The 23,263-nt window shown below is 69.6% G+C and carries 20 protein-coding genes and 1 pseudogene; 18 read left to right on the top strand and 3 right to left on the bottom strand.

Annotated elements, in window-relative coordinates:
- Together HR086_RS09795 and HR086_RS09790 are read right to left on the bottom strand one after the other, a co-directional pair.
- Positions 1-311: pseudogene (locus HR086_RS09795) on the bottom strand (twitching motility protein); the annotation flags it as partial.
- A 245-nt stretch (positions 312-556) separates the two neighbouring features.
- Positions 557-1,096, bottom strand: a complete 540-nt coding sequence (locus HR086_RS09790) for an N-acetyltransferase (RefSeq protein ID WP_174465449.1) — start codon at positions 1,094-1,096, stop codon at positions 557-559.
- A 287-nt stretch (positions 1,097-1,383) separates the two neighbouring features.
- On the opposite strand from HR086_RS09790, the gene HR086_RS09785 reads away from it, so the two are divergent.
- The 3 genes from HR086_RS09785 (at position 1,384) to HR086_RS09775 (ending at position 4,307) form a co-directional block, all read left to right on the top strand.
- The gene (locus HR086_RS09785) at positions 1,384-2,103 is read left to right on the top strand and encodes an ATP/GTP-binding protein (RefSeq protein WP_174454114.1); all 720 of its coding nucleotides are present in this window, start codon (positions 1,384-1,386) and stop codon (positions 2,101-2,103) included.
- Positions 2,100-3,611 (top strand): ATP-binding protein, encoded by a 1,512-nt coding sequence (locus HR086_RS09780; RefSeq protein WP_174460854.1) that lies wholly within the window; start codon positions 2,100-2,102, stop codon positions 3,609-3,611. Before HR086_RS09785 ends, HR086_RS09780 begins: the two co-directional genes overlap by 4 nt.
- A gap of 108 nt (positions 3,612-3,719) precedes the next feature.
- On the top strand, positions 3,720-4,307 hold the full coding sequence (locus tag HR086_RS09775) for an NYN domain-containing protein (protein ID WP_141641967.1): 588 nt from the start codon (positions 3,720-3,722) through the stop codon (positions 4,305-4,307).
- Positions 4,308-4,336: 29 nt separating this feature from the next.
- On the opposite strand, the gene HR086_RS09770 is transcribed toward HR086_RS09775, so the two are convergent.
- Positions 4,337-5,047, bottom strand: a complete 711-nt coding sequence (locus HR086_RS09770) for a sigma-70 family RNA polymerase sigma factor (RefSeq protein WP_141641968.1) — start codon at positions 5,045-5,047, stop codon at positions 4,337-4,339.
- Between the two features lie 26 nt (positions 5,048-5,073).
- Here HR086_RS09770 and HR086_RS09765 point away from each other — a divergent pair, with 26 nt between their 5' ends.
- From HR086_RS09765 to HR086_RS09695, 15 genes are all read left to right on the top strand, one after another.
- Positions 5,074-7,935 (top strand): serine/threonine-protein kinase, encoded by a 2,862-nt coding sequence (locus HR086_RS09765; protein WP_174460855.1) that lies wholly within the window; start codon positions 5,074-5,076, stop codon positions 7,933-7,935.
- A 145-nt stretch (positions 7,936-8,080) separates the two neighbouring features.
- On the top strand, positions 8,081-8,506 hold the full coding sequence (locus HR086_RS09760; protein WP_174454118.1) for a VOC family protein: 426 nt from the start codon (positions 8,081-8,083) through the stop codon (positions 8,504-8,506).
- A 16-nt stretch (positions 8,507-8,522) separates the two neighbouring features.
- Positions 8,523-8,870, top strand: coding sequence for a helix-turn-helix transcriptional regulator (locus tag HR086_RS09755; RefSeq protein WP_174465448.1), 348 nt, complete (start codon positions 8,523-8,525; stop codon positions 8,868-8,870).
- Between the two features lie 19 nt (positions 8,871-8,889).
- Entirely contained in the window at positions 8,890-9,372 is a 483-nt protein-coding gene (locus HR086_RS09750; RefSeq protein ID WP_174465447.1) for an SRPBCC domain-containing protein, read from the top strand.
- Positions 9,373-9,460: 88 nt separating this feature from the next.
- Entirely contained in the window at positions 9,461-10,483 is a 1,023-nt protein-coding gene (locus HR086_RS09745; protein WP_174465446.1) for a hypothetical protein, read from the top strand.
- A gap of 316 nt (positions 10,484-10,799) precedes the next feature.
- The gene (locus tag HR086_RS09740; protein ID WP_174460859.1) at positions 10,800-12,413 is read left to right on the top strand and encodes a hypothetical protein; all 1,614 of its coding nucleotides are present in this window, start codon (positions 10,800-10,802) and stop codon (positions 12,411-12,413) included.
- A gap of 221 nt (positions 12,414-12,634) precedes the next feature.
- Positions 12,635-14,533 (top strand): Hint domain-containing protein, encoded by a 1,899-nt coding sequence (locus HR086_RS09735; protein WP_174454122.1) that lies wholly within the window; start codon positions 12,635-12,637, stop codon positions 14,531-14,533.
- Between the two features lie 139 nt (positions 14,534-14,672).
- Positions 14,673-16,202: a hypothetical protein gene (locus tag HR086_RS09730; protein ID WP_174465445.1), complete on the top strand. Its 1,530-nt coding sequence runs from the start codon at positions 14,673-14,675 to the stop codon at positions 16,200-16,202.
- A gap of 55 nt (positions 16,203-16,257) precedes the next feature.
- Positions 16,258-17,190, top strand: coding sequence for a thiamine-phosphate kinase (gene thiL, locus HR086_RS09725; RefSeq protein ID WP_174465444.1), 933 nt, complete (start codon positions 16,258-16,260; stop codon positions 17,188-17,190).
- A 133-nt stretch (positions 17,191-17,323) separates the two neighbouring features.
- On the top strand, positions 17,324-18,649 hold the full coding sequence (locus HR086_RS09720; RefSeq protein WP_217439534.1) for a methyl-accepting chemotaxis protein: 1,326 nt from the start codon (positions 17,324-17,326) through the stop codon (positions 18,647-18,649).
- On the top strand, positions 18,646-19,248 hold the full coding sequence (locus HR086_RS09715) for an MmcQ/YjbR family DNA-binding protein (RefSeq protein WP_174460863.1): 603 nt from the start codon (positions 18,646-18,648) through the stop codon (positions 19,246-19,248). Before HR086_RS09720 ends, HR086_RS09715 begins: the two co-directional genes overlap by 4 nt.
- A gap of 15 nt (positions 19,249-19,263) precedes the next feature.
- On the top strand, positions 19,264-19,686 hold the full coding sequence (locus tag HR086_RS09710) for a chemotaxis protein CheW (protein ID WP_141641980.1): 423 nt from the start codon (positions 19,264-19,266) through the stop codon (positions 19,684-19,686).
- Positions 19,687-19,761: 75 nt separating this feature from the next.
- A complete protein-coding gene (locus tag HR086_RS09705; protein WP_015352829.1) occupies positions 19,762-20,130 on the top strand; it encodes a response regulator in 369 nt (122 codons plus the stop codon).
- A gap of 50 nt (positions 20,131-20,180) precedes the next feature.
- The gene (locus HR086_RS09700) at positions 20,181-22,658 is read left to right on the top strand and encodes a chemotaxis protein CheA (RefSeq protein WP_174465443.1); all 2,478 of its coding nucleotides are present in this window, start codon (positions 20,181-20,183) and stop codon (positions 22,656-22,658) included.
- On the top strand, positions 22,655-23,254 hold the full coding sequence (locus tag HR086_RS09695) for a chemotaxis protein CheC (RefSeq protein ID WP_174454127.1): 600 nt from the start codon (positions 22,655-22,657) through the stop codon (positions 23,252-23,254). Before HR086_RS09700 ends, HR086_RS09695 begins: the two co-directional genes overlap by 4 nt.
- Positions 23,255-23,263: the final 9 nt, after the last annotated feature.

Here is a 23,263-nt window from a genome sequence, read left to right as displayed (position 1 = left end):
GCCGCGACTTCCGCCGCGCGGGACAACCTCAGGTGCATGAGGTCTCCCCGACGCATCGCGGCGATGGACAGGGCACCCAGTCCATTGGCGTTGACGGACCAGTTCGAGGGTGCGTCGGAGACGCTGGATGCCCGGGCCACACCCACCATGGCCTGGAGCGCCCGGACGACGTCGTCCGTCGTCACCGCGGCGGGGTCCACCGGCTCGTAGCCGTTGCTGCCCCGAATCATGGGAGGGCGCCCGGTGGCCAGGGTCAGCTCCGTCACTCCAGGCCGCGACAAATGGCGCAACAGCTCTGCAAGGGGTCTCATGCGGATTCGAACTCGAGCCACGGAGCGCGGAGCGCGGGGGACCGCAGGATAGTCGACATTGACGCAAAAGCGCCCACCCCTGGACGGAGTCACGCCGCGCTGAGCGCGGTGGGCCCCACACCCACCCTGTCGAGGGGGCCGGGCCATGTCCGCCAGGGTTGAAGAGAGGGGCTCCGGGGCCAGGAGGCCCGCTCGGAGCGAAGGCGGCGGGAGGCAAGCGTCCTCCCGCCAGCCAGGTCCAGGAACTACAGCTCGCGGGACATCAGCAGCCGGAGCTTGCCGGACTTCTTGGACACCACCGTGGCCACGGTGGTGAATCCCGCCTTGCGGTAGAAGCTCACCGCGGGCGCATTGGACGGGTCCACGCGCAGGGCAATGGTCTTGCGGTACATGTCCCGAGCGGCTCGGAGCGCCTGCTCCAGGACCACCGCGCCCAGGCCCTTCTTGCGCAGCTCCGTCTTCACCACGATGTTGCGCAGGTAGGCGGCGCCGGGCACCGGGCCGTCGCGCTCCACCGTGACGTAGCCGACGATCTGCGTCTGCAGCTTCGCTACGTGGATGAAGGGCTTGAGCTGGGCCAGGGCCTTGAGGCTGTCTTCCTGCGTCTCACCCCGGCTCTTCCAGGGCTCGGAGCTGGCGCGCAGGGCCGCCACCGCCGTCATGTCTTCGTCGGTGGGCAGGGTGAACTTCACCGCCGCCATCAGGTCGTTGGGGAGGCCCACCGCCGCTTCCAGCACCGGGGCTGGGGCCAGCTCCACGCCCGGGTCCACCTGCTTCATCGTCATCGCCATCTCCTCCGTCGCTCTGCGATCCTAACCGCACCCCCGCCACCGGTGCACGCGGTCATTCCGCGCACATTGTCTTCCCAAGTGAGGAGATTGCCTCCCCCGCGGTTGTGAGGGGCGGATTCCGGTCAACCCGACTCTGGCCCGTCCCATTCCAAGAATGGGCATCGCTTCCACGGCTGGCATCCAGCCGGCCTTCCGCGCGGGGCGCCTTCCCACTATAAAAACCCTGGTCATCCACGGAGGGCTGGCCTCCTCATCTAGACCCCGCCTGCCCGAGCCATCCTTTGCAACTCAACCACGCCCAGCGAGAGCTGACGCTCAAGATCGTCTACTACGGGCCCGGACTCAGCGGGAAGACGACGAATCTGCGCCAGCTCCATGCCCGGGCGTCCCCCGAGGTGCGGGGCCGGTTGCTGACGGTGGAGACGCACGACGACCGGACGCTGTTCTTCGATCTGCTGCCCGTCTTCTTCTCCACGTCGTCCGGCTTCAAGGTGAAGGTGAAGCTCTTCACCGTGCCCGGCCAGGTCATCCACAACGCCACCCGGCGCATCGTGCTCCAGGGCGCGGACGCGGTGGTGTTCATCGCGGACAGTCGGCACGGGGCGACGGCGGAGAACAACGCCTACTGGCGAAACCTCCAGGACAACATGAAGGAGAACGGCCTGGACGTGGATCAGGTGCCCGTCGTCATCCAGTTCAACAAGCGGGATTTGCCCGACGCGCGCACGGACGCGGAGCTGGAGGAGGCGCGCAAGCGCGGCGGGGAGGCCGTCGTGGGCGCGGTGGCGCTCAAGGGTGAGGGCGTGCTGGAGACCTTCCACGCGGTGGCGCAGGCGGCCTACCGGCGGCTGGATGCCCGGGCGCACCTGGCGCGCAACGTGGGGCTGACCGAGACGGAGTTCCTCTCCCAGGTCTTCGGGCGGATGGACCTGGCGGGCACCACGCTGGCGGGCCGCTACTCGGCGGTGGGGCGCGACGAGCACCTGGGGGGCGGGCGATGAGCGGCTATCAGGGGAACGCGCCACCGGAAGGCGCCACGGGCTCGCGCCGCGAGTCGGTGCTCCAGCGTCGCCTGTCGCTGGGCGAGATGCTGGACCTGCCCTCCTTCTCCGAGGTGGTGAAGAGCTTCAGCGAGCTGTACCGCGTGGGCATCAAGGTGCTGGACGCGCGAGGCACCAAGCTGGCCGACGTGAAGGTGGGCCACGGCGACTTCTGCGCCTACGTCTTCTCCTTCCCGGATGGCCGCACGCGCTGCACGGCGACGGTGGCGCGGGTGAAGGACGGCCCGGTGCACCCGCTGCAGGGCGCACGCGTGGCTCAGGGAGATGGCGCGGAGGAGGCGGGCCTCATCGCGCTGCCGTGCTTCACCGGCCTGCGCTACCTGGTGATGCCGGTGCGCTGGGAGGGGGACTTCCTGGGCCGTGTCATCCTGGGGCCCTTCACGCCCGAGGAGCTGGGGGACTTCCCCGACACGCTCACGGACATCTCCGGGCTGGAGCTGACGCGCGCCCAGGAGCTGGTGGCCAAGGTGCGGCGCGCGCCCGAGCGCACGGCGGCGCAGGTGCTCACGCACTTTGGCCAGGTGCTCGCCGCGCTGGTGGCCAGCGGCCACCGCACGTACCTGACGACGCAGCTGCATATCGAGGCGATGCTGGAGACGCACCGCGAGCTGGAGGCGCAGAACTCGCGCCTGGCGCAGGTCAACACCCGCCTCAAGGAGCTGGACCGGCTGAAGTCCACCTTCCTGGGCACGGTGAGCCACGAGCTGCGCACGCCCCTGGCGTCCATCATCGGCTACTCGGAGATGTTGGCGGAGGGGCTGGCCGGCGTGCTCAACCCGGAGCAGCTGCTCTACGTGCGCACCATCGTCGAGAAGGGTGAGTCGCTGCTCAACCTCATCTCCTCCATCCTGGACCTGAGCCAGATTGAAGCGGGCAAGCTGCGCCTGGCGATTTCTCCCGTGGACCTGGCCGGCGTCATCCAGACGGCGGTGTCCACCGTCATGCCGCAGGCGCAGCGCAAGGGCGTGGAGCTGGAGGTGCGGCTGCCGCCCCTTCCCAGGCCCCGGCTGGCGGGGGACGCGGACAAGCTGCGGCAGGTGCTGGTGAACCTGCTCGCCAACGCGCTGAAGTTCACCGCCTCCGGGGGCCGGGTGTCGGTGGTGCTGTCGGAAGCGGGCCCGCAGGAGTCGCTGGGGATGTCCGGCTATCGCGTCAGCGTGGAAGACACCGGCGTGGGCATCCGCGAGGACCAGTTCGAACGCATCTTCCAGAGCTTCTACCAGGTGGACGGCAGCTCCACGCGCGAGCACGGCGGCGCGGGCCTGGGGCTGGCCATCGTCAAGAGCCTGGTGGAGGGCCACGGCGGCAAGGTGTTCGTGGAGAGCGAGTTCGGACGGGGCTCGCGCTTCACGGTGGTGCTGCCCATGCAGCCGCCCATTCCGGAGCATGGCCTGCTGGCCGCGCTGGCGCCGCTGCCGGAGATGCCGCCGGGGCCGGACCGCTTCTGACGCGTCAGGTCGCCTGAGGTGCCGTCAGGTGTTCGTGACATGCCAGGGCGGCTCGCGGCGCTCACGCAATCCCCCTGGAAATGGCGCGCGAGCGTATTGTCCGCGCCCATGCTCACCGGACGTCCCCCCGCCGCCTCCTATGTGCTCATCGATGCGGAGAACATCGACTGGGCCGTGTCCAACGTTGTCGGCCGCAAACCCGAGTCACAGGACCGCGTCCAGTTCGACCGGCTGGTGGCCTTCTGCGAGAGCTACTTCCCCGCGCCCGTGCGCTGCGTGGTGGTGCTCAACGCGCGGGGCGAGCAGCTGCCGGACATGATGATTGGCTTCATCCGCGCGCTGAAGTCCGCGGGGTGCGAGGTGGCGCTCCTGTACGGGCGGCAGGACCAGAAGGTGGTGGACCTGGGCATCCTCAAGTTGCTGGAGTCCATTCGCGTCCAGCGCCCCAAGGCGGCGGTGGGCCTGGCCAGCCATGACGGCGGAGACTTCGCCGAGGCGCTCAAGCCCATGTTGGAGGAGAAGCGCCAGGTGGCGGTGCTCGGCCTGCGCGAGTACGTCAGCCAGCGCTTCAGGGATTTGGTGCCCTCGGGCCTGAAGATTGTCGACCTGGAGCTCAACGCGAAGGTGTTCCAGCGCCCGCTGCCCCGGCTGCTGCCGGTCAACGTGGACGAGTTCGACCCGATGATGTTCGTGTAGTCCGCTCGCGGGCACGAAAGGGGGCCGCGCTACGGCGCGTCTCCCTCCGTCGTCATCAGGCGGCGGATGCTCAGGTCGAGCTGGCTCTGGAGCTGGGCGAGCAGACTGCCCAGCTCCGGCACGCGCGCGCCCACGCGGGCCGCGAAGCGCGTGCGGGTCTGGTCCAGCAGCCATTCGCGCGCGGTGGCGAGCCAGCGCTTCACCGAGGAGCGGTCCACGCCGTACGCCTCCGCGATGCGCGCGGTGCCCATTCCGTCCACCAGATGCATTCGCAACAGGGTCCGCGCGCGCGGCTCCAGCCCCGCGAGCGCCTCCTGGAAGGCGGCGTTGAAGTCCGCCCCATAGCGGGACTTGAGGTACTGCAGCTCCATGTCGTGGGGCGCGGCGCTCAGCGCCTCCAACGGCGTGTCATCGGGGAGGGCCGGCCCTTTGCGCTCGTTCACCAGCCCCCAGGCCAGCCGCAGCACGGTCATGCGGAGCCAGGCGGAGAGCGGACCGCGCCCGGAATACTCCATGATGCGGGGCGGCATGGCGCCGTCGGCGACGAGGAAACGCGCGCGAAAGACCTGGAGCGCCTCGTCGGTTGTCGTCTCGTCCACTCCACGGCGCTTCAATGCCACGCGGACCTGGGGAATGATGCGCGCCTCGAGCGCGGCCAGGGCCACGGTGTCACCGTGAGCGCAGGCTCTCGCGAGCGCAAGGTCCTCTTCATGGACCTCGGTGTCCGGTGTCTTGGCCATCCACCCGAAGCCTACCTTGAGGACTCATGCAATGTCCCACCACGGAGAACCTCCTCGCCTTCGGTCGGGGATTGTTGCGGGGTGAAGAGGCCACGGTGGTGCAGGAGCACCTGGATGGCTGCCCCGCATGCCGCGTGCTGGTGGCGGAGGCCGTGGCCTCCGTGGACGGTGACGCGAGCCAACCCACGGCTTCGCCGACACCGCCATGGGAGCCGTTGAGTCCCGGCACCTCGCTGGGTCGCTACGTGGTGATGGCGCGCATTGGCTCGGGGGGCATGGGCGTCGTCTATTCCGCGCGGGACCCGGAGCTCGACCGCCGCGTCGCCCTCAAGATTCTGCGCTTCGACACCATCCAACCCGCCCGTCTCGCGGAAGCCCAGGGCCGGCTGCTGCGTGAGGCCCAGGCGACCGCGCGTGTCGTCCATCCCAACGTCGTCGCCATCCACGACTTCGGCCGAGTCGACGAGCGCGTCTTCCTGGCGATGGAGTTCGTCGAGGGCACCACGCTGGGGGCCCGCATGCGCGCGGGACGGATGCCCTGGCGCGAGGTGCTGGGCCTGTTCCTCCAGGCGGGGCAGGGGCTCGCCGCCGCGCACGCCGCGGGACTCGTGCACCGCGACTTCAAGCCGGACAACGTCCTCATCGACAATGCGGGACGGGTTCGCATCACCGACTTCGGACTCGTGCGCATCCTCGACGAAGGTGTCGAAGAGCCGCCGAAGCCCGGGCCCGCGCTCGTGGCCCCATCCGTGCCAGGTGTGTCTCTCACCCAGACGGGGGCGCTGCTGGGCACGCCGGGCTACATGTCCCCCGAGCAGGCGAGAGGCGAACGGCCCGACGCGCGCAGCGACCAGTTCAGCTTCTGCGTCGCGCTCCTCGAGGCGCTCTATGGCGTCAGGCCCTCCGCGCGGGCCTGTCAGATGGACGTCACGCCCGCCGAGCGCGCTCGCGAGGTCCGTGCCCTCCAGCGCGAGACGGGGGTCCCTGACTGGGTTCACGTCGCGGTGTTGAAGGGCTTGTCGCCGACCCCCGGAGACCGTCACGCCTCCATGGATGTGCTGCTGCGGGCCCTGCGGCAGGAGCCTCGCTCGCGCAGGCAGAAGCTGCTCGGGGGCGCCGCCGCGGCCGTACTGCTCGCGGCGGTGGGGGCGGGCGTCTTCATTTCCACGCGGCCCGCGCTGTGCGCGGACGACCCTGGCGCCTTCACCGACATCTGGGACGCGAAGACCCGGAGCACCGTTCACGTCGCGCTCACGAAGGACACGCTGCCCTACGCGGCGGATGCGTGGCGCGTGGTGGAGAAGGGGCTGGACGCGTACGTGCGTGATTGGACGACGGCGTCGAAGCAGGCGTGCGAGGCCACGCGCATCCACGGGCGGCAGACGGAGGGCATGTTCGAGCGGCAGTTGCTGTGCCTGGACCAACGCCGCAAGGACGTCTCCGCCTTGGTGGAGGTGCTGGCGTCGGCGGATACGACCGTGGTCCAGAACGCCGCCCGCGCGGTGAGCCGTTTGGAGGACCTGGCCCGGTGCTCGGATGTGCAGGCACTGACTTCGCCACGTCCGCTTCCGAAGGACCTGGAGACGCGACAGCGACTGGAGGCGCTTCAGAAGGAGTTCGCCACGGTCCGCGCGCGGCTGCACGCGGGGCAGCTCAAGTCCGCGCTCGAGTTGGCCTCCACGCTTCCCGCGCGGATGGAGGGCCTGGACTACCCGCCGGCGCACGTGGAGATGCTCAACGTGCTCGCTCATTCGCAGGCGGGGCTCCAACCGCGTGACTCCGTGAAGACGCTGCACAAGCTCATCCAGACGGCCCAGGCGGCCGGGCTGGACAGACAGCTAGCGGACGGGTGGGTCGCGTTGCTGCGAGTCGCCAGCACGCTTGACGAGCAGGACCCCGAGAACCTGTACGCGAGCAATGCCACCGCCGCTGTCGCACGGCTCGGAGGCGACGCGGAGCTGGAGCGCCTGCTGGCCACCAATCTCGCTGTCTTCTTGCATGCCAAGGGGCGGCTGCCAGAGGCAGTCACGCAGGGCTTGCACGCGCTGGAGTTGGCCCGCAAGGCGTTCCCCGCGGGAGATGCCCGGCTCTCGACGCCCCTGCTGAGCGCGGGGCGGGTGCTCAGCGTCGCGGGCCGTTTCGAGGAGTCCGCCGCGCTCTTGAAGGAAGCACTGGCCCGCTACACCGAGCACTACGGGCCCAACCATCCGGACGTGGCCGCTGTTCTCCAGGCGCTGGCCGTGCAGGAGACCTATCTCAACCGTTACGAGGACGCGCTCGCGAACCAGCACCGCGCGCTCGCCATCTGCGAGAAGGTGTACGGCGAGGAATCTCCGGCCGTGGCGTCGGCGCTGCACAACGGCGCCAACATGCTTCGCCACGTCAAGGGTCGCGCCGAGGAGTCCGTGGCGTACTACCGCCGCTCGGTGGCGATTCGAGAGAAGGTCTTCGGCTTGGAGAGTGCCGTTGTCGCCGAGCCCCTGGCCGGAATGGGCCAGGTCCTGCGGGACTTGGGCCGCCACGCCGAGGCGCTCGCGCTCCATGAGCGCGCCCTGGCCATTCGAGAGAAGGCTCGGGGTCCCGACTCCCTGGAGGCGGCCTATGACCGGGCCCTCATCGGCGAGACGCTCCTGGCCATGAATCAGCCACGCAAGGCCCGTCCGCATCTGGAGCGTGCGCTGGCCGTCTATGAGAAGAGCGCCTTCGGCTCCGACGAACTCCTCCTCGCGGACATGCGGTTCCTGGTCGCGCGCGCCCTGGTGGACCAACCCCGTGAAGCCAGGCGCGCACGGGACCTGGCTCAGTCCACGCTCGAAATCTACCGGCGCTTCCCCAAGGCCCGCGTGAAGGAGGCGCTCGAGGTCGAGGCGTGGCTCGCGGCCCGCTGAACCCCTGGAGCCCCGGCAGCCCTCCGTCCTGACGATGGCCGCTTCCTCGCCCGGCGGGGACGCGTCCTTGGCGCTTGCGGATGGTTAACGACAGCGTTAAATATTGCCCATGGAGGCAACGAAGTTCGTTGCCAGGAGATCCGCCATGAAGAAGGTTCCAGAGGGCTGTGCGCGCATCACCCCCGGGCTGTTCTACGTGAATGCTCCGGCCGCCATCGACTGGCTGGAGCGGGCCTTTGGCTTCCAGACGCGGCTGAAGGTGGAGGGAGGGCCGGGCGTCATCGTCCACTCCGAGCTCGTCTTCGGCGAGGGCGTCATCATGTTGAGCTCGCTCAGCGCGAAGTACCCGGGGCGCACGCCGGCCGCGGCGGGAGGCACCAGCGCCGCCTACCTCATGCTCTACGTGGATGACGTGGACGCGCACTGCGCGCGGGCGAAGGCCGCGGGCGCGAAAATCACCCGGGAGCCGGAGACGACGAACTACGGCGACGACTACTGGACGGACCGGGGCTACGGCGCGGAGGACCTGGAGGGCCACGCGTGGTGGTTCGCCCAGCGCATGAAGGGCTGAGCCCCGAAAGCACACCATGGGAGCCGCCCGACGTCTCGACGACACCTTCGCCGCCCTGGCCGACCCCACCCGCCGTGGGGTCATCGACCTGCTGCGCGAGCAGCCCCTTCGCGCCGGAGAGCTGGCCGCCGCCTTCGACATGTCTCCCCCCGCCATGAGCCGGCACCTGCGTGTCCTGCGCAAGACGGGGCTCGTCCAGGAGGACGCCGTGGAGGACGACGCTCGCGTCAAGCTGTACCGGCTGAGGCCGGAGCGCTTCTCGGAGCTGCGCGTGTGGCTCGACGAGGTGGAGGCCTTCTGGGGCGAGCAGCTCCAGTCATTCAAGGAACACGCCGAGCGCACGCGCGCGAAGAAGCGGCCATGAGTCCCTCGCGAGGCCCGACATGACGACCGAGCAGATTGCCCGCGTGACGACCTTCCTGGAGGTGGAGCCAGAGGTCGCCTTCACCGTCTTCACCGAGGAGACCAACCTCTGGTGGCGGCGCGGGCCACGCTTCCGGGGCTCCCACGCGGCCGACAGCGTGGTGCGCTTCGAGGGAGGCGCCGGAGGCCGCTTGATCGAAGAGGACGGCGCCGGCACCTTCGAGATTGGCCGCGTGCTGACGTGGGAGCCCGGCGCGCGGCTCTGCTTCGAATGGCGCGGACGCAACTTCGCCCCAGGCGAACTCACCCAGGTGGACGTCCGCTTCGAGCCCTCCCAGGGCGGCACCCGGGTCGTCCTGGAGCACCGGGGCTGGGAGGCCCTCCGTCCGGACCACCCCGTCCGCCATGGCCAGGACGTCCCGGCCTTCCTCGCGATGATGGGGATGTGGTGGGGCGGCCTCGCCACCAGCCTGCGCTCCCAGGCGACACCCCGCGTTGAATGACTGCCTGAAAACCGCCCTGTCGTAGAATTATCGTAATGCCCACTGCGAGTGTGTATGCTGTTGGAAGTTGAACGCAGGGGGGACAGTCATGGCGGAGAACAAGTATCGACACTGGAACGGTGTCTTTCTTTGGGTGCTGCTGCTGGGGCTGGGCTGCACACAGTCCCCTGGGGGTGGAGCCGGCGCGGAGCCGGTGGCCCCGGAGAGCCTGGTCACCCAGGAAGCCCGCGTGGTCACGTCTTCCTACGTGGACCTGCGGCTGCGCGTGGGCCGAGGCGTGGCGGTGGGCCGCACCTGCGGCGCGGCGAACGAGGTGACGCCCGCCTGCGGCGGTGGCAGCGGACCGGACCTGAGCTTCCACTTCATCGCCCCGTATGACGGCAGCTACACCTTCGTCACGGACCCGCTCGACACCACCGACTACGACACGGTGGTGCAGGTGACGGACTGGCACAGCAGCGCCTCGCTGGGCTGCAACGACAACGCCTCGGCCTCCACGCTCACGTCCTCCGCCATCCTCAACCTGGCGCGCAACCAGGAGGTGCGCATCACCGTGGATGGGAAGAACGGCTCCTGCGGCCGCTTCATGCTCAACATCCTCGTCGTGGAGTCCACCTGCGGCCCCTGCAACACCCCACCCGGGCCCTGCTTCTCCCCCTATGGGAGCTGCTCGGGGGCGACGTGTGTCTACTCGCCGTTGACCGCCGGCGCCGTCTGCAACGACGGCAATGCTTGCACCCTCAACGACAAGTGTGGGGCGACGGGGAGCTGTGTGGGGACGACGGTGAGCTGCAACAGCGCGCCCGGCACCTGTTACGCCAGCCCCGGCACCTGCAACCCCGCCACGGGCGCGTGTGGCTACGCGGCGCGGCCGGCGGGCACGGCGTGCAACGACGGCGACTCCTGCACCCAGGGGGATGCCTGCTACGGCGGGGCCTGCTACGGCGGCGACCGGGTGTGCTGCCCCAATGGGGTGCTCTGCAACGGCGGGTGCTGCGCGCAAGGGGACTACTGCATCGGGGGGACTTGTCGGCCCATGTGCCTGACGCAGAACGTGGTGCGCACCCCGGAGAACGACATGCTCCCCGCCTGTCCCATGGAGCTTCAGTGACATTCCTTGCGTACCGGTGAGACGCGCCGGTGCGTACGGATTGAACGCGACATTGTCTTTGTCTCGCATCCTCCCGCGTGCCGGGAGGACGCGCCCGGCGTACCGCCCGGACGCGAGGGGTGTGCAGTCTTGACGCACCCAGGGTCAAAGGCTCGCGTATCGTGGGGAATACTTATGTGTGTACGCATGAACTGGCTTATGTGGGTATTGTGGTAATTCCGATGATGTCTTGTAATTATTTGTTGAATGCTTCATAAGGGCGCGCGCTGCACAGAAGCGGTGAAACCAGCTGTGTCAATTCGAAGAGGGGGAGCACATGGACAAGCGCGTGCGGCGCTCGTGTCTTGCTTTTGCATCGATTCTGGCTCTTGCGGGCTGTAGCACGCAGGAGGACTTGCTGGAGGCGCCGGAGGAGGCCCCGCCCGCGCGGACCGCTCCACTGCACTCCGAGCGTGGCGGTATCGGCCTGCTGCACGAGTCCGGTGACAAGTCCCAGATGGCCACGGTGACGGTGAACACGTTCCGCTCGCTCATCGTGACGGAGACGGCCATCGTCAACAACTTCTCCATGCGTGAGGTGTTCGACCAGCTGGCCGCGCAGAGCGGTGTCGCGGGCCTGACGGGCCTGGCCATCTACCGCCAGCTCTGGGACACGCAGAACGCGCGGCCGGGACTCAACCAGGGCCAGCACTGCAATGACCTGACCTCCAGTGGTCAGCCGGTCTTCAACAGCTTCCCGTACCAGTGCCGGACCCAGGAAGGCTCGCAGGCCAACCAGGACCCGTTCACCAACCCGGCTTCCGCCAACGCCTACAAGGCGGTGGGCCTGTTCAACCGCTTCGACCTGGCGCCCGCGGACGGCGCCAACTGCGGCGAGTACCGCATCATCTTCGCGCGCAAGTCAGGCGAGACGAACATCCTGTCGCGCAACTTCATCATCTTCGAGGCCGTGCTGCCCAACCCCCACCCGGAAGAGGGGCTGGATGGCTGCCTCCCCGTGGCGGAGTTCTGGCACCGGCTGACGGCCAACGCGGACCCCGCGTCGCGCACCCAGCAGCTGCGCAACTTCTACTTCACGGGTCTGCCGGGCTTCCGTCCCGTCGTCCACATCGACAACTACGGCGCGGACCCGGCCACCATCGCGGGTCAGATTCGCACCAACCAGTTCATGCAGAGCAACTGGCTGTTGCGTGAGTTCAAGCTGCAGAAGACCTGCGCCTCGGGCACCTGCACCTCGCTCAAGGCCATCATCTCCACGGACAAGGTGAACCCGTTCGGCGGGCTGTTCAACCCGAACTCCACCCACGCTCGCGCCGCGGACTTCCGCTTCTTCTTCGCGACCCAGGTGGAGGCGCTGGCCCGCAACGACATCAACCTCTTCAACATGGACGTCCAGGACCAGTTCAACGGCGGCCAGAGCGATGCCCAGGGCGGAGAGAACAACTACACCGGCCAGTTCGGCAACAACGCGTCCGCGCTGCGCACGCTGATTCAGGGCGAGCTGGACCGCATCGGCAGCACGCTGACGCCGGTCAACATCGTCAACCGCGCCAAGGCGCTGTCCTGCGCCGGCTGCCATGACCTGAGCAACAGCAACGGCCTGGGCGGCGGCCTGACGTGGCCCAACTCGCTGGGCTTCACCCACATCAGCGAGCTGACGGAGGCGGGGCCGGAGGGCACGCGCTTCCGCATCTCCCCGGCGCTGGAGAACGTCTTCCTGCCGCACCGCAAGGCGGTCTTCGAGGAGTACCTCAGCCGTCCGCGCCCGTGCCACAACGTGTGCAACCCGGGCAATCCCATCGCGACGCACTGCTCGCCGTGCGCGGCGTCCGTGTGCGAAGGCGACCCGTTCTGCTGCACGGGCAGCTGGGACGTCATCTGCGTGGACCAGGCCCAGGACGTCTGCGGTCTGTCCTGCAACGCGCTGTAGCGCGGAGTCTTCCGGTGTCCCGGTTGGCGGTCGTCGCACCCCCACGTCCGCCGGGGCGCCGAGCAGTCCCGTCGTGAGCGGGCATGGGCAGGTGCCCCATGCCCAGGGGGTCAAGGGCTCTCTCCTCGTTGGTGAGGAGGGGGCCCGTCTCAAGAGAAGTCATCGGATGCGTTGTGGTTGTCGTTGGCAAAGGCAGTCCACTGCAGCAGAGGGGGTTACAAATGAAGCCGTACTCGCGTTTCTCGGTGCCTGTTTCCGCGGCCCTGCCGCTCGTCGCGCTCGCGACGTCAGCCTGGGCCGGGCCGTTGCGCTCCCCGGACCGGGGGTTGGACCGCGCGACCCTGGTGGAGGACTCGCAGTACATGCGCCGTGTCCTGGAGGAGAAGTCCCGGGGCGCGACGGGTGAAGCCGTTGCCATCGACCTGGCGGACCCGGGCCAGTACCGCTTCGTGATGAACCGCCTGCGTGGCTCCGGCAAGACGGCCACCAACTCGCCCAAGCTGTTCCAGCGGCTGGGACTGGCGCGCGAGAAGGCCCTGGCGCTCAAGGCCTCTGGCAAGGAGGCGGAAGGCGCGTCCCTGGTGAACAACTGGGGCTGTGACCACTTCCTCAACCTGACCCGCGGCGTCACCGCCGGCGCGGTGCGCGTCTACGAGAGCAACCCCTGGGCCGCGTGTCTCAACGGCGCCAGCTACGTGTACACGGACATCGTGGCCTTCAACGCGAACAACGCGGAGACGGACACCGCCGTGGTCGACTCGGCGTCCGGTGAGGAGTACGCCGCCGGCCAGAGCTTCGACGACGTCATCGTCCGTCCGGCCATCCCGGTGAACCAGGACCGGCAGGTCATCCTCGACTCGATGATGATCGCCATGAACGAGAACACCGGCGAGGAGGTCGTCACCTTCGTGCGCGGCCAGTCCAGCACGACGACGGGCGGCGCGGACCTGTCGCTGGAGCACCCGCGGCTGTCGGTTCCCACGAGCATGAAGCTCAACACGGAGCTGTGCCAGATGCGCGGCGGCATCGACTGTGACTACGCCGCGGTGGGCGCCACGCTGGCTCCCTCGGGCGGCAGCACGCCGGCGAGCATCGCGCTGCGCAACACGACCGTCACGACCAGTTGGGTGGGTGACGCGGCCAACAACTTCCCGGTGACGGCGCCCTGGAACTTCACGCACATCTACATCCCCACCAAGTTCACCTTCAACGCGGGCAGCAAGAACGGCGTCGCCTGCCTCATCAAGGAGATCCTCCCGGGCTCCAAGGTGCGCATGGTGAAGCCCGTCACGGGCGGCACGTGCATGAGCCAGGCGGACCTGGTCCCCTCGCTGACCAGCTCCATCAACAGCCAGACGGCCACCGTCAAGCTGCTGGCGGACCTGTCGCGTGAGACGTCCATCGCCGGCACCGGTACGGAGAACTGCAGCACCCAGACGGTCCTCAACCAGGCGGTGGAGTACGTCATCACGGTGAGCACCAAGGTGAACTGCGGCACCCCGGCGAACACGGTGGCCACGGTGACGGTGCGCATGCTGAGCGACGCGCGCTATCGCTATGGCGTCATGGTCTACAACAGCTGCATGGCCGAGGGCACGAAGGTGGTGCTCGCCGACGGCACCATCGCCAACGTGGAGGACGTCAAGCGCGGCGCCCGCATCGTGACGAACGCCAAGGGCGAGACGCTGACGGTGACCGACGTGCAGACGGGTGGCGAAGTGGAGCCGATGGTGAACCTGCGTGACGACAAGGGCCACGCGGTCAGCCTCACCGACAGGCACCCCGTCATCATGGCGGACGGCAAGGCCGTGGCCGCTGGCACGCTGAAGGTCGCCGACCGCGTCAGCACCCGCGACGGCGTGGCCACGCTGACCTCCGTCACCCGCGAGAAGTACGCGGGCAAGGTCTTCAACTTCAACCTGGGCACCAAGGAGGAGCTGGCGCGCGCGGGCAAGGGCTCCAACACGCTGTTCGCCAACGGCTTCCGCGTGGGCGACAACGCGATGCAGGGCGAGCTGACGGCGCCCGTGGCCGACTCCCGCCCGGTGCTGGAGCGTCTGCCGGCCTCGTGGCACCAGGACTACGCGCGCTCCGCGTCGTTCGTGGCCGGCCAGCGCTAAAGCGGCTGCTCGCGGTGAAAGAGCTTCCGGGCTTCTTCCCTTGAAGAGGCCCGGACCCGGCGCCCCACCGACGGCTCGTCCGACGGTGGGGCGTCTGTTTATCGAGTCAACAGTCAAACCGGCAGTGGCAGGAGGGCGGATGCGAAACACGGTCGTCGTGAGCGTGCTGGTGGTGATGGGTCTGGGAGTGTCGGCCTGCGGGGAAGACCCGCCGACGCCGCCTCCTCCGAACTTCTGTCCGGAGCGCCCCGCCGCCCAGGAGCCCGTGCCGGGTCAGGCGCCCCTGCTGGTGCGCGCGCGCCCGCTGCCCCAGGCGTGGCTTGCGCGCCGCAACCTCGCCACCATGACGGCCTTCACGCGCGCCCAGGACCCCGGTGAGCCAGGCGTGGAGAGCCGGGCCTGGTGGGCCTCGCCCTGCTTGATGGGCACGCCGGGCCTGCAGGTGGCGACGCCCCGGGTGGCGGTGGCCGACGATGGCCGCGCGGTGACGGTGTGGACGGAGAAGGACGGCCTCGACGAGCGGCTCTGGTTCAGCGAGTACGTGCCCCAGACGGGCTGGACTCCCGCCGAGACGGTGGGCCTGTCGCGCGAGTTCCCGGAAGACGCGCTTCGGGTGCGTCAGCCGCAGGTGGTCGCCGACACGCAGGGGCGCTCGCTCGCGGTGTGGCTGCAGAGCGAAGGCTCCGGGGCGGCGCAGCTCTGGTACTCCCGCCACGCGCCGGGGGAGGGGTGGAGCAAGCCGGACCGCGTGTTGTCGCGCTCGCTGGGAGACGCGACGTACCTGGAGGTCTCCCGCGACGCGGCGGGCACCGTCACGGCGGTGTGGACGCAGTTCGACGGGGACACGCTCAGCGAGAACGTCTGGGTGACGCGGGGCTCGCCCGAGACGGGCTTCGAGGACGCGCGCCGCATCGACACGCCGGTGCCGGGCTTCTCCCTGGAGCCGCAGGTGTCCGTCAGCGGTGACGGCCACGCGGTGGTGGGCTGGTACCGGTTCGACGAAATGGAAGGCATTGGCATGGCCTGGTTCAGCCGGTGGACGCCCGCCGAGGGGTGGAGCGCCGCGGAGCGCACCAGTCCGGACGGCGTGGACAGCTTCTACGCGGAGCCGCTCGCGGGCCCGGGCGGCGCGGTGCTCGCGCTGTGGAGCGAGCTGGGCGGGGTGAACGTGGAGCTGTGGGCGCGGCCCTTCGTGCCCGGCACCGGCTGGGGCGAGGCGCAGCGAGTGGAGGAAGCGCTGGGCAGCTCCGGCGCGGCCCAGGCCAGTCAGGAGCAGGGCGGACGGGCCATGGTGGTCTGGCCCCGCGCCCGTGCCTCCTTCACCCGGCTGTCCGCCCAGGCCTATGACTTCGCGACGTACGGCTTCCGCGAGCGGCGGGACGTGGACGCGCAGCCCCTGATGCTGGGACACGCCACGGACCCGCAGGTGGTGTCCCTGAGCCGCAACCAGGCGCTCGTGGTGTGGTCGCACGAGTTGGAGGGCGGCCATCGCGTCGCGACGAGCCGCTACACCGCCAGCCAGGGGTGGGGCAGGGCGCTGCTGCTCGACACGGCGCCGTCCGCGCAGAGCGGCTTCCCGCGGCTCTCCGTGGGCCCCACGGGCGTGGGCGTGGCCACGTGGCTGCACGGCGGCGAGGTGCCGGGCCTGGGCGTCAGCGTGTTCCAGTAGTCGCCGCGCACGCGCGCGTTGCCTGGAAGCGGCGGCTGGTCTTTCCTGCCGGGCGATGCCTGGTGAGTTCGACTTCATCCGCCGCTTCCTGCACCACTTCCCCAAGGCCCGCGTGCCGGTGGGCCCGGGCGATGACTGCGCGGTGCTCGCGCCGTCGCGCGGCGCGCTGTGTGTCACCACCGACGCCGTGGTGGAGGACGTGCACTTCACCCGCGCGGGCTTCTCCCCGGCGGACATCGGCCACAAGGCCCTGGCGGTGAACCTCTCCGACGTGGCCTCCATGGGCGCCACGCCGCGCTGGTTCGTCTGCGCGCTCGCGCTGCCTCGGGACTTCCCCGCAGCCCACCTGTCTGGAATCGCCCGGGGCATGGCCGCGCTGGCGCGCGAGCACCGCGTGGACCTGGTGGGCGGCAACTTCACCTCCGCGCGCGAGCTGTCCGTCACCATCACGGCCACGGGCGAGCTATCGCGTCCACCGCTCACCCGCTCGGGCGCCCGGCCCGGGGACTGGCTCTATGTGTCCGGCACGCTGGGCGACGCGAGGCTCGGCCTTGTCCACTTGAAGGCCGGTTTGAAACGCGGCGCCGCCGTTCGCCGCCAGCGCCGGCCCGTGCCGCGCGTGGCCCTGGGCCAGCTCGCCTCGCGCTTTGCGTCCGCTGCGCTGGATGTTTCCGATGGGCTTGCACAAGACCTGGGTCACCTGTGCACCGCATCGGGAGTGCGGGCGGTGGTGGAGCTGGCGCGTCTGCCCATGTCCGCGGCGGTGCGGCGGGAGCTGGGGTCGGAAGGGGCGCTGGCGGGAGGCGAGGACTACGAGCTCTTGCTGGCGGTGGCTCCGGGGCGCGGGCGGGCATTCGAGCGGGCGTGTGCTCGCGGCGGGCACGTCGTCACGCGCGTGGGCGTGCTGTCAGAGGGCGCGGGGTGGGTGATCCACGATGAAGCGGGACGCGCGGTGCGCCGGCCGGGCGGGTTCGACCACTTCCGGTAGCATCCCAGGTGGATTGACCCTGTCCGACAGCAAGGCTAAACCCAAGGCGCTTCCGCACCACCCCCGAAAGCATCCCGTGCGCCGTCCCCTACGTGACGACACTGCCCCTGGCCTGACCCCTCGCCGCGAGCCCATGCAGCGGCTCCTTCGCGCCGTGGAGGGTCCCCGTGCGACCAAAGAGGTCTCCCTCCGCCAGGTCATCTTCAATGGCTACGTCATGCTGGGGCTGGTGCTCATCGGCTGGATGTTCCTGGCGGACGCGCTCTTCAAGGACGTGTTCCCCCAGCTCGCGGCGTGGAAGGACGGAGTGCGGCTGGGCGTGGGGCTCCTGCTCACCCTCACCGCGGCGTTCCTGCTGCCTTCCTGGTTGGTGCGCATCACCCGCGTGAAGGTGCTCAGCCGCTCCGCCTATGAGATTTCGCAGGGAGACCTGTCCAAGCCGGTGGCCGCCGAGGGTGGCCGCACGCGCGACGAAATCGACGAGCTGACGGGCGCCATCATCCGCATGCAGGAGAACCTGCGGGAGCTGGTGGGCAAGATTCAGGAGACGGCCAAGAGCGTGGCGGACACCGCCATCGACCTGCAGCGCTCGGCGGAGAACGTCAACGGGTCCACGGAGGAAGTGGGCTCGTCGATGAACATCATCGCCGGGGGCGCGGAGTCGCAGTCGCAGCTGGTGTCCAAGGCGTCCAAGGTCATCACGGAGATGGCCAGCAGCATCCAGCGCGCGACGGGCAGCGCGGAGGACGCGGCGCGGACCACGGCGGAGACGAGCAGCGCGGCGGAGGACGGCTCCAAGGCGGCGCGGCTGGCCGGCGACAAGGTGAAGAAGGTCTTCAACCGAATCGAATCCGCCAGCCAGCAGGTGTTCGCCTTCGGCGAGAAGACGCAGGAGATTTCGAAGATTGTCGACGCCATCACCCAGGTGGCGCAGCAGACCAACCTTCTGGCGCTCAACGCGACGATTGAAGCGGCGCGCGCGGGTGAGTACGGCCGCGGCTTCGCGGTGGTGGCCGACGAGGTGCGCAAGCTGGCGGAGAGCGCGGGCCGTTCCGCCGAGCAGATTTCGAAGCTGGCGCGGGACATCTCCGGTCAGTCCACCTCCGTGGTGAGCGCCATGAAGGAAGGCATCGCGGAGCTGGCCGAGGGCCGCGAGGACCTCACCAACATCGTGCGCAGCATGGGCGCCATCACCGACACCATCCGCAAGGGTTCGGAGAAGGTGCACCTCATCTCCGAGAGCACCCGCGAGCAGCACAAGGGCAGCGAGGAGATGGTGAAGGCCATCGAGGAAATCAAGCTGGTGGCGCGCAACAACGCCGCGTCCACGGAGGCCATCCAGTCCGTCATCCAGGAGCAGACGGCCGCCGTGTCGCGCATGACGTCGCTGGCCAGCGAGCTGACCAACCTGTCCGTCGAGCTGCAGAGCGTGGTGCGCAGCTTCCGTCTGGGGCCATGAGCAAGTCCTCCGCTTCGTCGTCCGATGCCGCCCTGCGCGCCGTGGAAGTCCGTCTGCGCGAGGTCATGCTGGCGTTTCCCCACGTCACCGAGGAGTTTCCGTGGGGCCACCGCACGGCCAAGGTGCGGGGGAAGATGTTCGCCGTCCTCGTCCTGGACGAGCAGGGGCTGACCGTCACCACCAAGCTTCCCCAGTCCCACGAGGCGGCGCTGATGCTCCCCTTCGCCGAACCCACCGGCTACGGCCTGGGCAAGAGCGGCTGGGTGACGGCGCGCTTCGCCCCCGGTGAGGTGGCCCCGGTGGAGCTGTTGTCCCTGTGGGTTCACGAGAGCTTCCGCGCCGTGGCGCCCAAGGCGGTGCTCGACGCCGTGGACGGTGGCAAGCCGCCGCGTTCGTCCCAGGTGAAGAAGTCCACCCCGGCCAGGAAGAAGGCCGTGTCGGTCGGGAAGAAGCCCACGTCGGCCGCGAAGAAAGTCGCGCCGGCCGCGAAGAAATCCCCGCCGGCCGCCAGGAAGACGGTGGCGAAGAAGGCGGCGCCCGGGGTGAAGAAGCCCCGCACGGCGCGGCGCGCCACCGCGTCCCGCTCAAAGCAAAGCTGATACAACACGACCTCTGTGCGGCACGTCATCTTCCGGGTGGAGAAAGAACGCTACGGGCTGCCGCTGTCGGCGGTGCGGGAGGTCGTGGTTCCCCCGGAGAAGTTCACGCGGGTTCCGCGTGCGCCCCCGGCGATAACGGGGGTGATGAACCTGCGGGGCCGGGTGGTGACGGTGGTGGAGCTGCGTCAGCTCCTGGGGTTGCCGGACGGTGCCACGCCGCCGTCCCGCGTGGTTCTTCTGGACCGGGGCCGGAGGGATCTGGGACTGTTGGTGACGGACGTGGATGGAATCGAGGCGGTGGAGCGGGTGAGCACGGCACCGGGCAAGTCGACGCCGGCCATCCGTGGCGTTGCTCGGCTGGGCGGGCTGGGAGTGACCGTGCTGGATCCAGAGGGACTGGACGCCGCGGTGGTTGCCTTGTTCACCCATTCCAAGTGAGTAGCCCCCTGGAAAGCGCGGGTGATAGTGTCCGCGCTCCTCTAGGCTAGGCGATTCGGAGGCGGAGTTCTTCACATGGCTAAGCGGGTCCTGGTCGTCGACGATGCCATCTTCATGCGCAACATGATCAAGGACATCTTCGCGTCTGGAGGGTTCGAGGTCGTCGGCGAAGCGGCCAACGGTCTGGAAGCCGTGGAGAAGTACAAGGAGCTCAAGCCTGACCTCACCACGATGGACATCGTGATGCCCTTCAAGAGCGGCATCGAGGCCACGCGGGAGATCATCAAGCACGACAGCAGCGCGGTGGTCATCATGTGCTCCGCGCTCGGGCAGGAGAGCCTGGTGATGGAGGCCATCGAGGCGGGTGCCTCGGACTTCATCGTCAAGCCGTTCCGGGCCGAGGATGTGCTGGCCGTGGTGAAGAAGGTCCTGGGAGAGGCGTGAGCGGCATCGCCTCCGGGCGGGTTCGCGACGCTTCCTGACGAGGTCGGGCCATGACGATGGACATGTCCCGCTACCTGGGCCTCTTCATCTCGGAGGCCACCGAGCACCTGGAGGCGCTCGGGCGGGACCTGGTGCAGTTGGAGCGCGAAGGCTCCTCGAGCGCGGTGGACTCGATGTTCCGCCATGCCCACTCGGTGAAGGGCATGGCGTCGTCCATGGGCTTCGAGCCCATCGCCATCGTCGCGCACCGGGTGGAAGACCTGGTGGACGCCGTTCGGCAGGACCGTGGCCGGTTGGACCGGGACCTGGTGGACCTGCTGCTGAGCGCCTCGGACACGCTGCTGGCGCAGGTTCGCGCCGTCGCGGAGGGACGCCCACCGGATGACGCGTCGGCGCTGCTCGCGCAGCTGGGTGTCCGCGTCACGGCGATGACGGGCCATGCGCCCACCGCCACCCGCGTCGCCAAGGTCACCGTGCTCAAGCCGGAGGGCTCCGACAACGGAGAGGACCCCAGCTCGGGCTCGTCGGGCAGCGGCGGTGCGTCCGGCTCTGGTTCGTCGGGCACCGGCGGCGCGTCCGGCTCTGGCTCTGGCTCGGGCTCGTCGGGCAGCGGCGGTGCGTCTGGCTCTGGCACGGGTTCGTCGGGCAGCGGCGGTGCGGGCTCCACGGGGTCCACGCCTTCGAGCACGCCCGAGTCAGGCTCCGGTGGTGGCACGTCATCGGGGACGTCCGGGAGTTCGACTCCCGCGCCGGACACGTCGTCTGGCGGAACACCGGGCCCGGGCTCGCAAGGCACGACTCCCGGCAATGGCTCTCAAGCCTCGGGCGCCGTCGCGCCGGACGCGCCGGACGCGCCAGCTCGGCTGACGGCTCCGGAGACGGGGGTGGGAGGCGTGCGGGAGGTGCTGGGAATCGGCGCGCCTCCGTCCTCCGGCAATGGCATGGCGTCCCCGGCGACGCCGCCCGTGCTCCCCGAGACGCTGGTCGCGGACCTGGGGACGGCCCTCAAGGCGGCCTCCACGGGAGTGCTTCCCGACGACCGCGCCACCCAGCGCTGGGCGGTGCGGCTGCGCATCTCCCCCACGTGTCAGGTGCCCGGCGTGCGGGCCTTCCTGGTGCACAAGCGGCTCACCACCCTGGGCACGCTGGTGGACCTGCGGCCCGCGCTGGAGGAGCTGAAGGCCGGGCGCATCCCGGACGGCTACATCCAGTTGGAGCTGGAGACGTCCGTGGGCGAGGCGGGCATCCAGTCCTCGCTCAAGAACGTGGCGGAGGTCGACGTCGTCTCGGTGAAGCTGGCCGTGGCCGTCCCGGTGCCGGTGGTCGTCCCCACGACGACGGCCGAAGGGGGCCGCGCGACGGGAGACTCCTCGGCGCGCACGGTGCGCGTGCGCACGGAGCTGCTCGACTACTTCCTCGACACGGTGGGCGAGCTGATGCTCGCCACGGCGCGCCTGCGCGAGGTGGGCAAGGTGCTGCCGGAGAACGTGCGGCCCGTGCTGGACGAGGGCGTCTACCGGCTGCACACGCTGGTGAAGGACCTGCACGACAAGGTGATGTCGGCGCGCATGACGCCGCTGTCGCTCATCACCGACCGGCTGCCCCGCGCGGCGCGCGACATCGCCCGCCGCAAGGAGCGCGAGGTCGACCTGGTCATCACCGGCGCCGAAATCGAGCTGGACCGCGCCATCCTCGACGAGCTGGCGGACCCGCTGCTGCACCTCTTGCGCAACTGCATCGACCACGGCCTCGAATCCCCCGAGGAGCGCATCGCCGCGAAGAAGGGACCGCGCGGGCGCGTGCTCGTGGCCGTCAAGCGCGCCAGGGACCGCGTCATCCTCGAGCTGGAGGACGACGGCCGGGGCATGAACCCCGCGAAGCTGAAGGCCGCGGCGGTGGCGCGCGGACTGCTCCCTCCGGAGGTCGCCACACGGCTGACGGACCGGGAAGCGTTCATGCTGTCGTGCCTGCCAGGGGTGTCCACGGCGAAGGACATCACGGACATCTCCGGGCGGGGCGTGGGCATGGACGCCGTCAAGCGCGTGGTGGAGAGCGTGGGCGGCACGCTCGAAATCGACAGCGAGCCGGGCCGGGGCACGCGCTTCACACTGCGGCTGCCGCTGACGGTGGCGGTGGTGCACCTGCTGCTGGTGGAGGTGGGGGACGAGGTGTTCGGCCTGCCCATCGCCAAGGTGGTGGGCGCCACGGAGGCGGACGGCGACGCACTCAGCCGCAGCCGCGAGACGGCGCTGCTGCCGCATGGCAACTCGCTGTTGCCCGTGCATGCGCTGGACACGCTCGTCGGGGTGCCGTCGCCGGGGCTGCGGGGTGTGCGGCCCTTCGTGGTGATGGAGGGTGACTCCGGCCGGGTGGCGCTGGGCGTGGACCGGCTGCTGGGGCAGGAGGAAGTGGTGCTCAAGCCGCTGTCACGGCCGCTGGATTTGTTGCCGGGACTCTCCGGTGTGACCATCCTCGGGAGCGGCCGTCCGGTCTTCATCCTGGATGTGCCGAGGTTACTGTCCGCGTGAGCTTTCCCCTCCCCAGCGACGCGCAGCTCGATGCCCTGCGCGAGGTGGCCAACATCGGCTGTGGCCATGCCGCCAACGCCCTCTCCCGCCTGATGGGCGGGCGCCAGGTCGACCTGTCCGTCCCTCGGGTGGTGCTCACCGGCCCCTCGGACGCCGCGGGACTGCTGGGGGGAGACGCGCCCGCGGTGGCGGCCTGGCTCTCCATCACCGGCGCGCTGCGGGGCGTGTTGATGCTGGCGATGCCGCTGGCGGATGGAACGGCGCTGGAGACGCTGCTCTTGGGCGGGCAGGGGGCCGGGCAGGCCGAGCGTGACAGCGCGGTGTCGGAGGCCGCCAACATCGTCGCGAGCGCCTGCCTGTCCGCCATCGGCAAGCTGACGTCGTGGCGACTGATGCCGTCGGTGCCCACGCTGCGCAGGGACACGGCGCGAGCGCTGGTGGACGCGGCGGTGTCCCAGGTGGAGGGCGATGCCAGCCGCGTGGTGGTGCTGGAGGCGCGCTTCATGGCGGCGGCGACTCCGCCGGTGAGCGGGCAGCTGCTCCTGGTGCTGGAGCGGGACAGCTCCCGGGCGCTCCTGGCGCGGCTGGGCGTGTAGCCCGTTTCG

Origin of the sequence: Myxococcus sp. CA039A (assembly GCF_013336645.1) — a bacterium.
Classification (GTDB): domain Bacteria; phylum Myxococcota; class Myxococcia; order Myxococcales; family Myxococcaceae; genus Myxococcus; species Myxococcus llanfairpwllgwyngyllgogerychwyrndrobwllllantysiliogogogochensis.
Note: the sequence above shows the minus strand (reverse complement) of the source record. Positions and strands in the feature narration are given on the sequence as shown.

Coding starts and splice junctions, on each gene's coding strand:
- HR086_RS09790 (WP_174465449.1), bottom strand. CDS start 1,096: ATGACGATGAAGCAGGTGGACCCGGGCGTGGAGCTGGCCCCAGCCCCG.
- HR086_RS09780 (WP_174460854.1), top strand. CDS start 2,100: ATGAGCGGCTATCAGGGGAACGCGCCACCGGAAGGCGCCACGGGCTCG.
- HR086_RS09775 (WP_141641967.1), top strand. CDS start 3,720: ATGCTCACCGGACGTCCCCCCGCCGCCTCCTATGTGCTCATCGATGCG.
- HR086_RS09770 (WP_141641968.1), bottom strand. CDS start 5,047: ATGGCCAAGACACCGGACACCGAGGTCCATGAAGAGGACCTTGCGCTC.
- HR086_RS09765 (WP_174460855.1), top strand. CDS start 5,074: ATGCAATGTCCCACCACGGAGAACCTCCTCGCCTTCGGTCGGGGATTG.
- HR086_RS09760 (WP_174454118.1), top strand. CDS start 8,081: ATGAAGAAGGTTCCAGAGGGCTGTGCGCGCATCACCCCCGGGCTGTTC.
- HR086_RS09755 (WP_174465448.1), top strand. CDS start 8,523: ATGGGAGCCGCCCGACGTCTCGACGACACCTTCGCCGCCCTGGCCGAC.
- HR086_RS09750 (WP_174465447.1), top strand. CDS start 8,890: ATGACGACCGAGCAGATTGCCCGCGTGACGACCTTCCTGGAGGTGGAG.
- HR086_RS09745 (WP_174465446.1), top strand. CDS start 9,461: ATGGCGGAGAACAAGTATCGACACTGGAACGGTGTCTTTCTTTGGGTG.
- HR086_RS09740 (WP_174460859.1), top strand. CDS start 10,800: ATGGACAAGCGCGTGCGGCGCTCGTGTCTTGCTTTTGCATCGATTCTG.
- HR086_RS09735 (WP_174454122.1), top strand. CDS start 12,635: ATGAAGCCGTACTCGCGTTTCTCGGTGCCTGTTTCCGCGGCCCTGCCG.
- HR086_RS09730 (WP_174465445.1), top strand. CDS start 14,673: ATGCGAAACACGGTCGTCGTGAGCGTGCTGGTGGTGATGGGTCTGGGA.
- thiL (WP_174465444.1), top strand. CDS start 16,258: ATGCCTGGTGAGTTCGACTTCATCCGCCGCTTCCTGCACCACTTCCCC.
- HR086_RS09720 (WP_217439534.1), top strand. CDS start 17,324: ATGCAGCGGCTCCTTCGCGCCGTGGAGGGTCCCCGTGCGACCAAAGAG.
- HR086_RS09715 (WP_174460863.1), top strand. CDS start 18,646: ATGAGCAAGTCCTCCGCTTCGTCGTCCGATGCCGCCCTGCGCGCCGTG.
- HR086_RS09705 (WP_015352829.1), top strand. CDS start 19,762: ATGGCTAAGCGGGTCCTGGTCGTCGACGATGCCATCTTCATGCGCAAC.
- HR086_RS09700 (WP_174465443.1), top strand. CDS start 20,181: ATGACGATGGACATGTCCCGCTACCTGGGCCTCTTCATCTCGGAGGCC.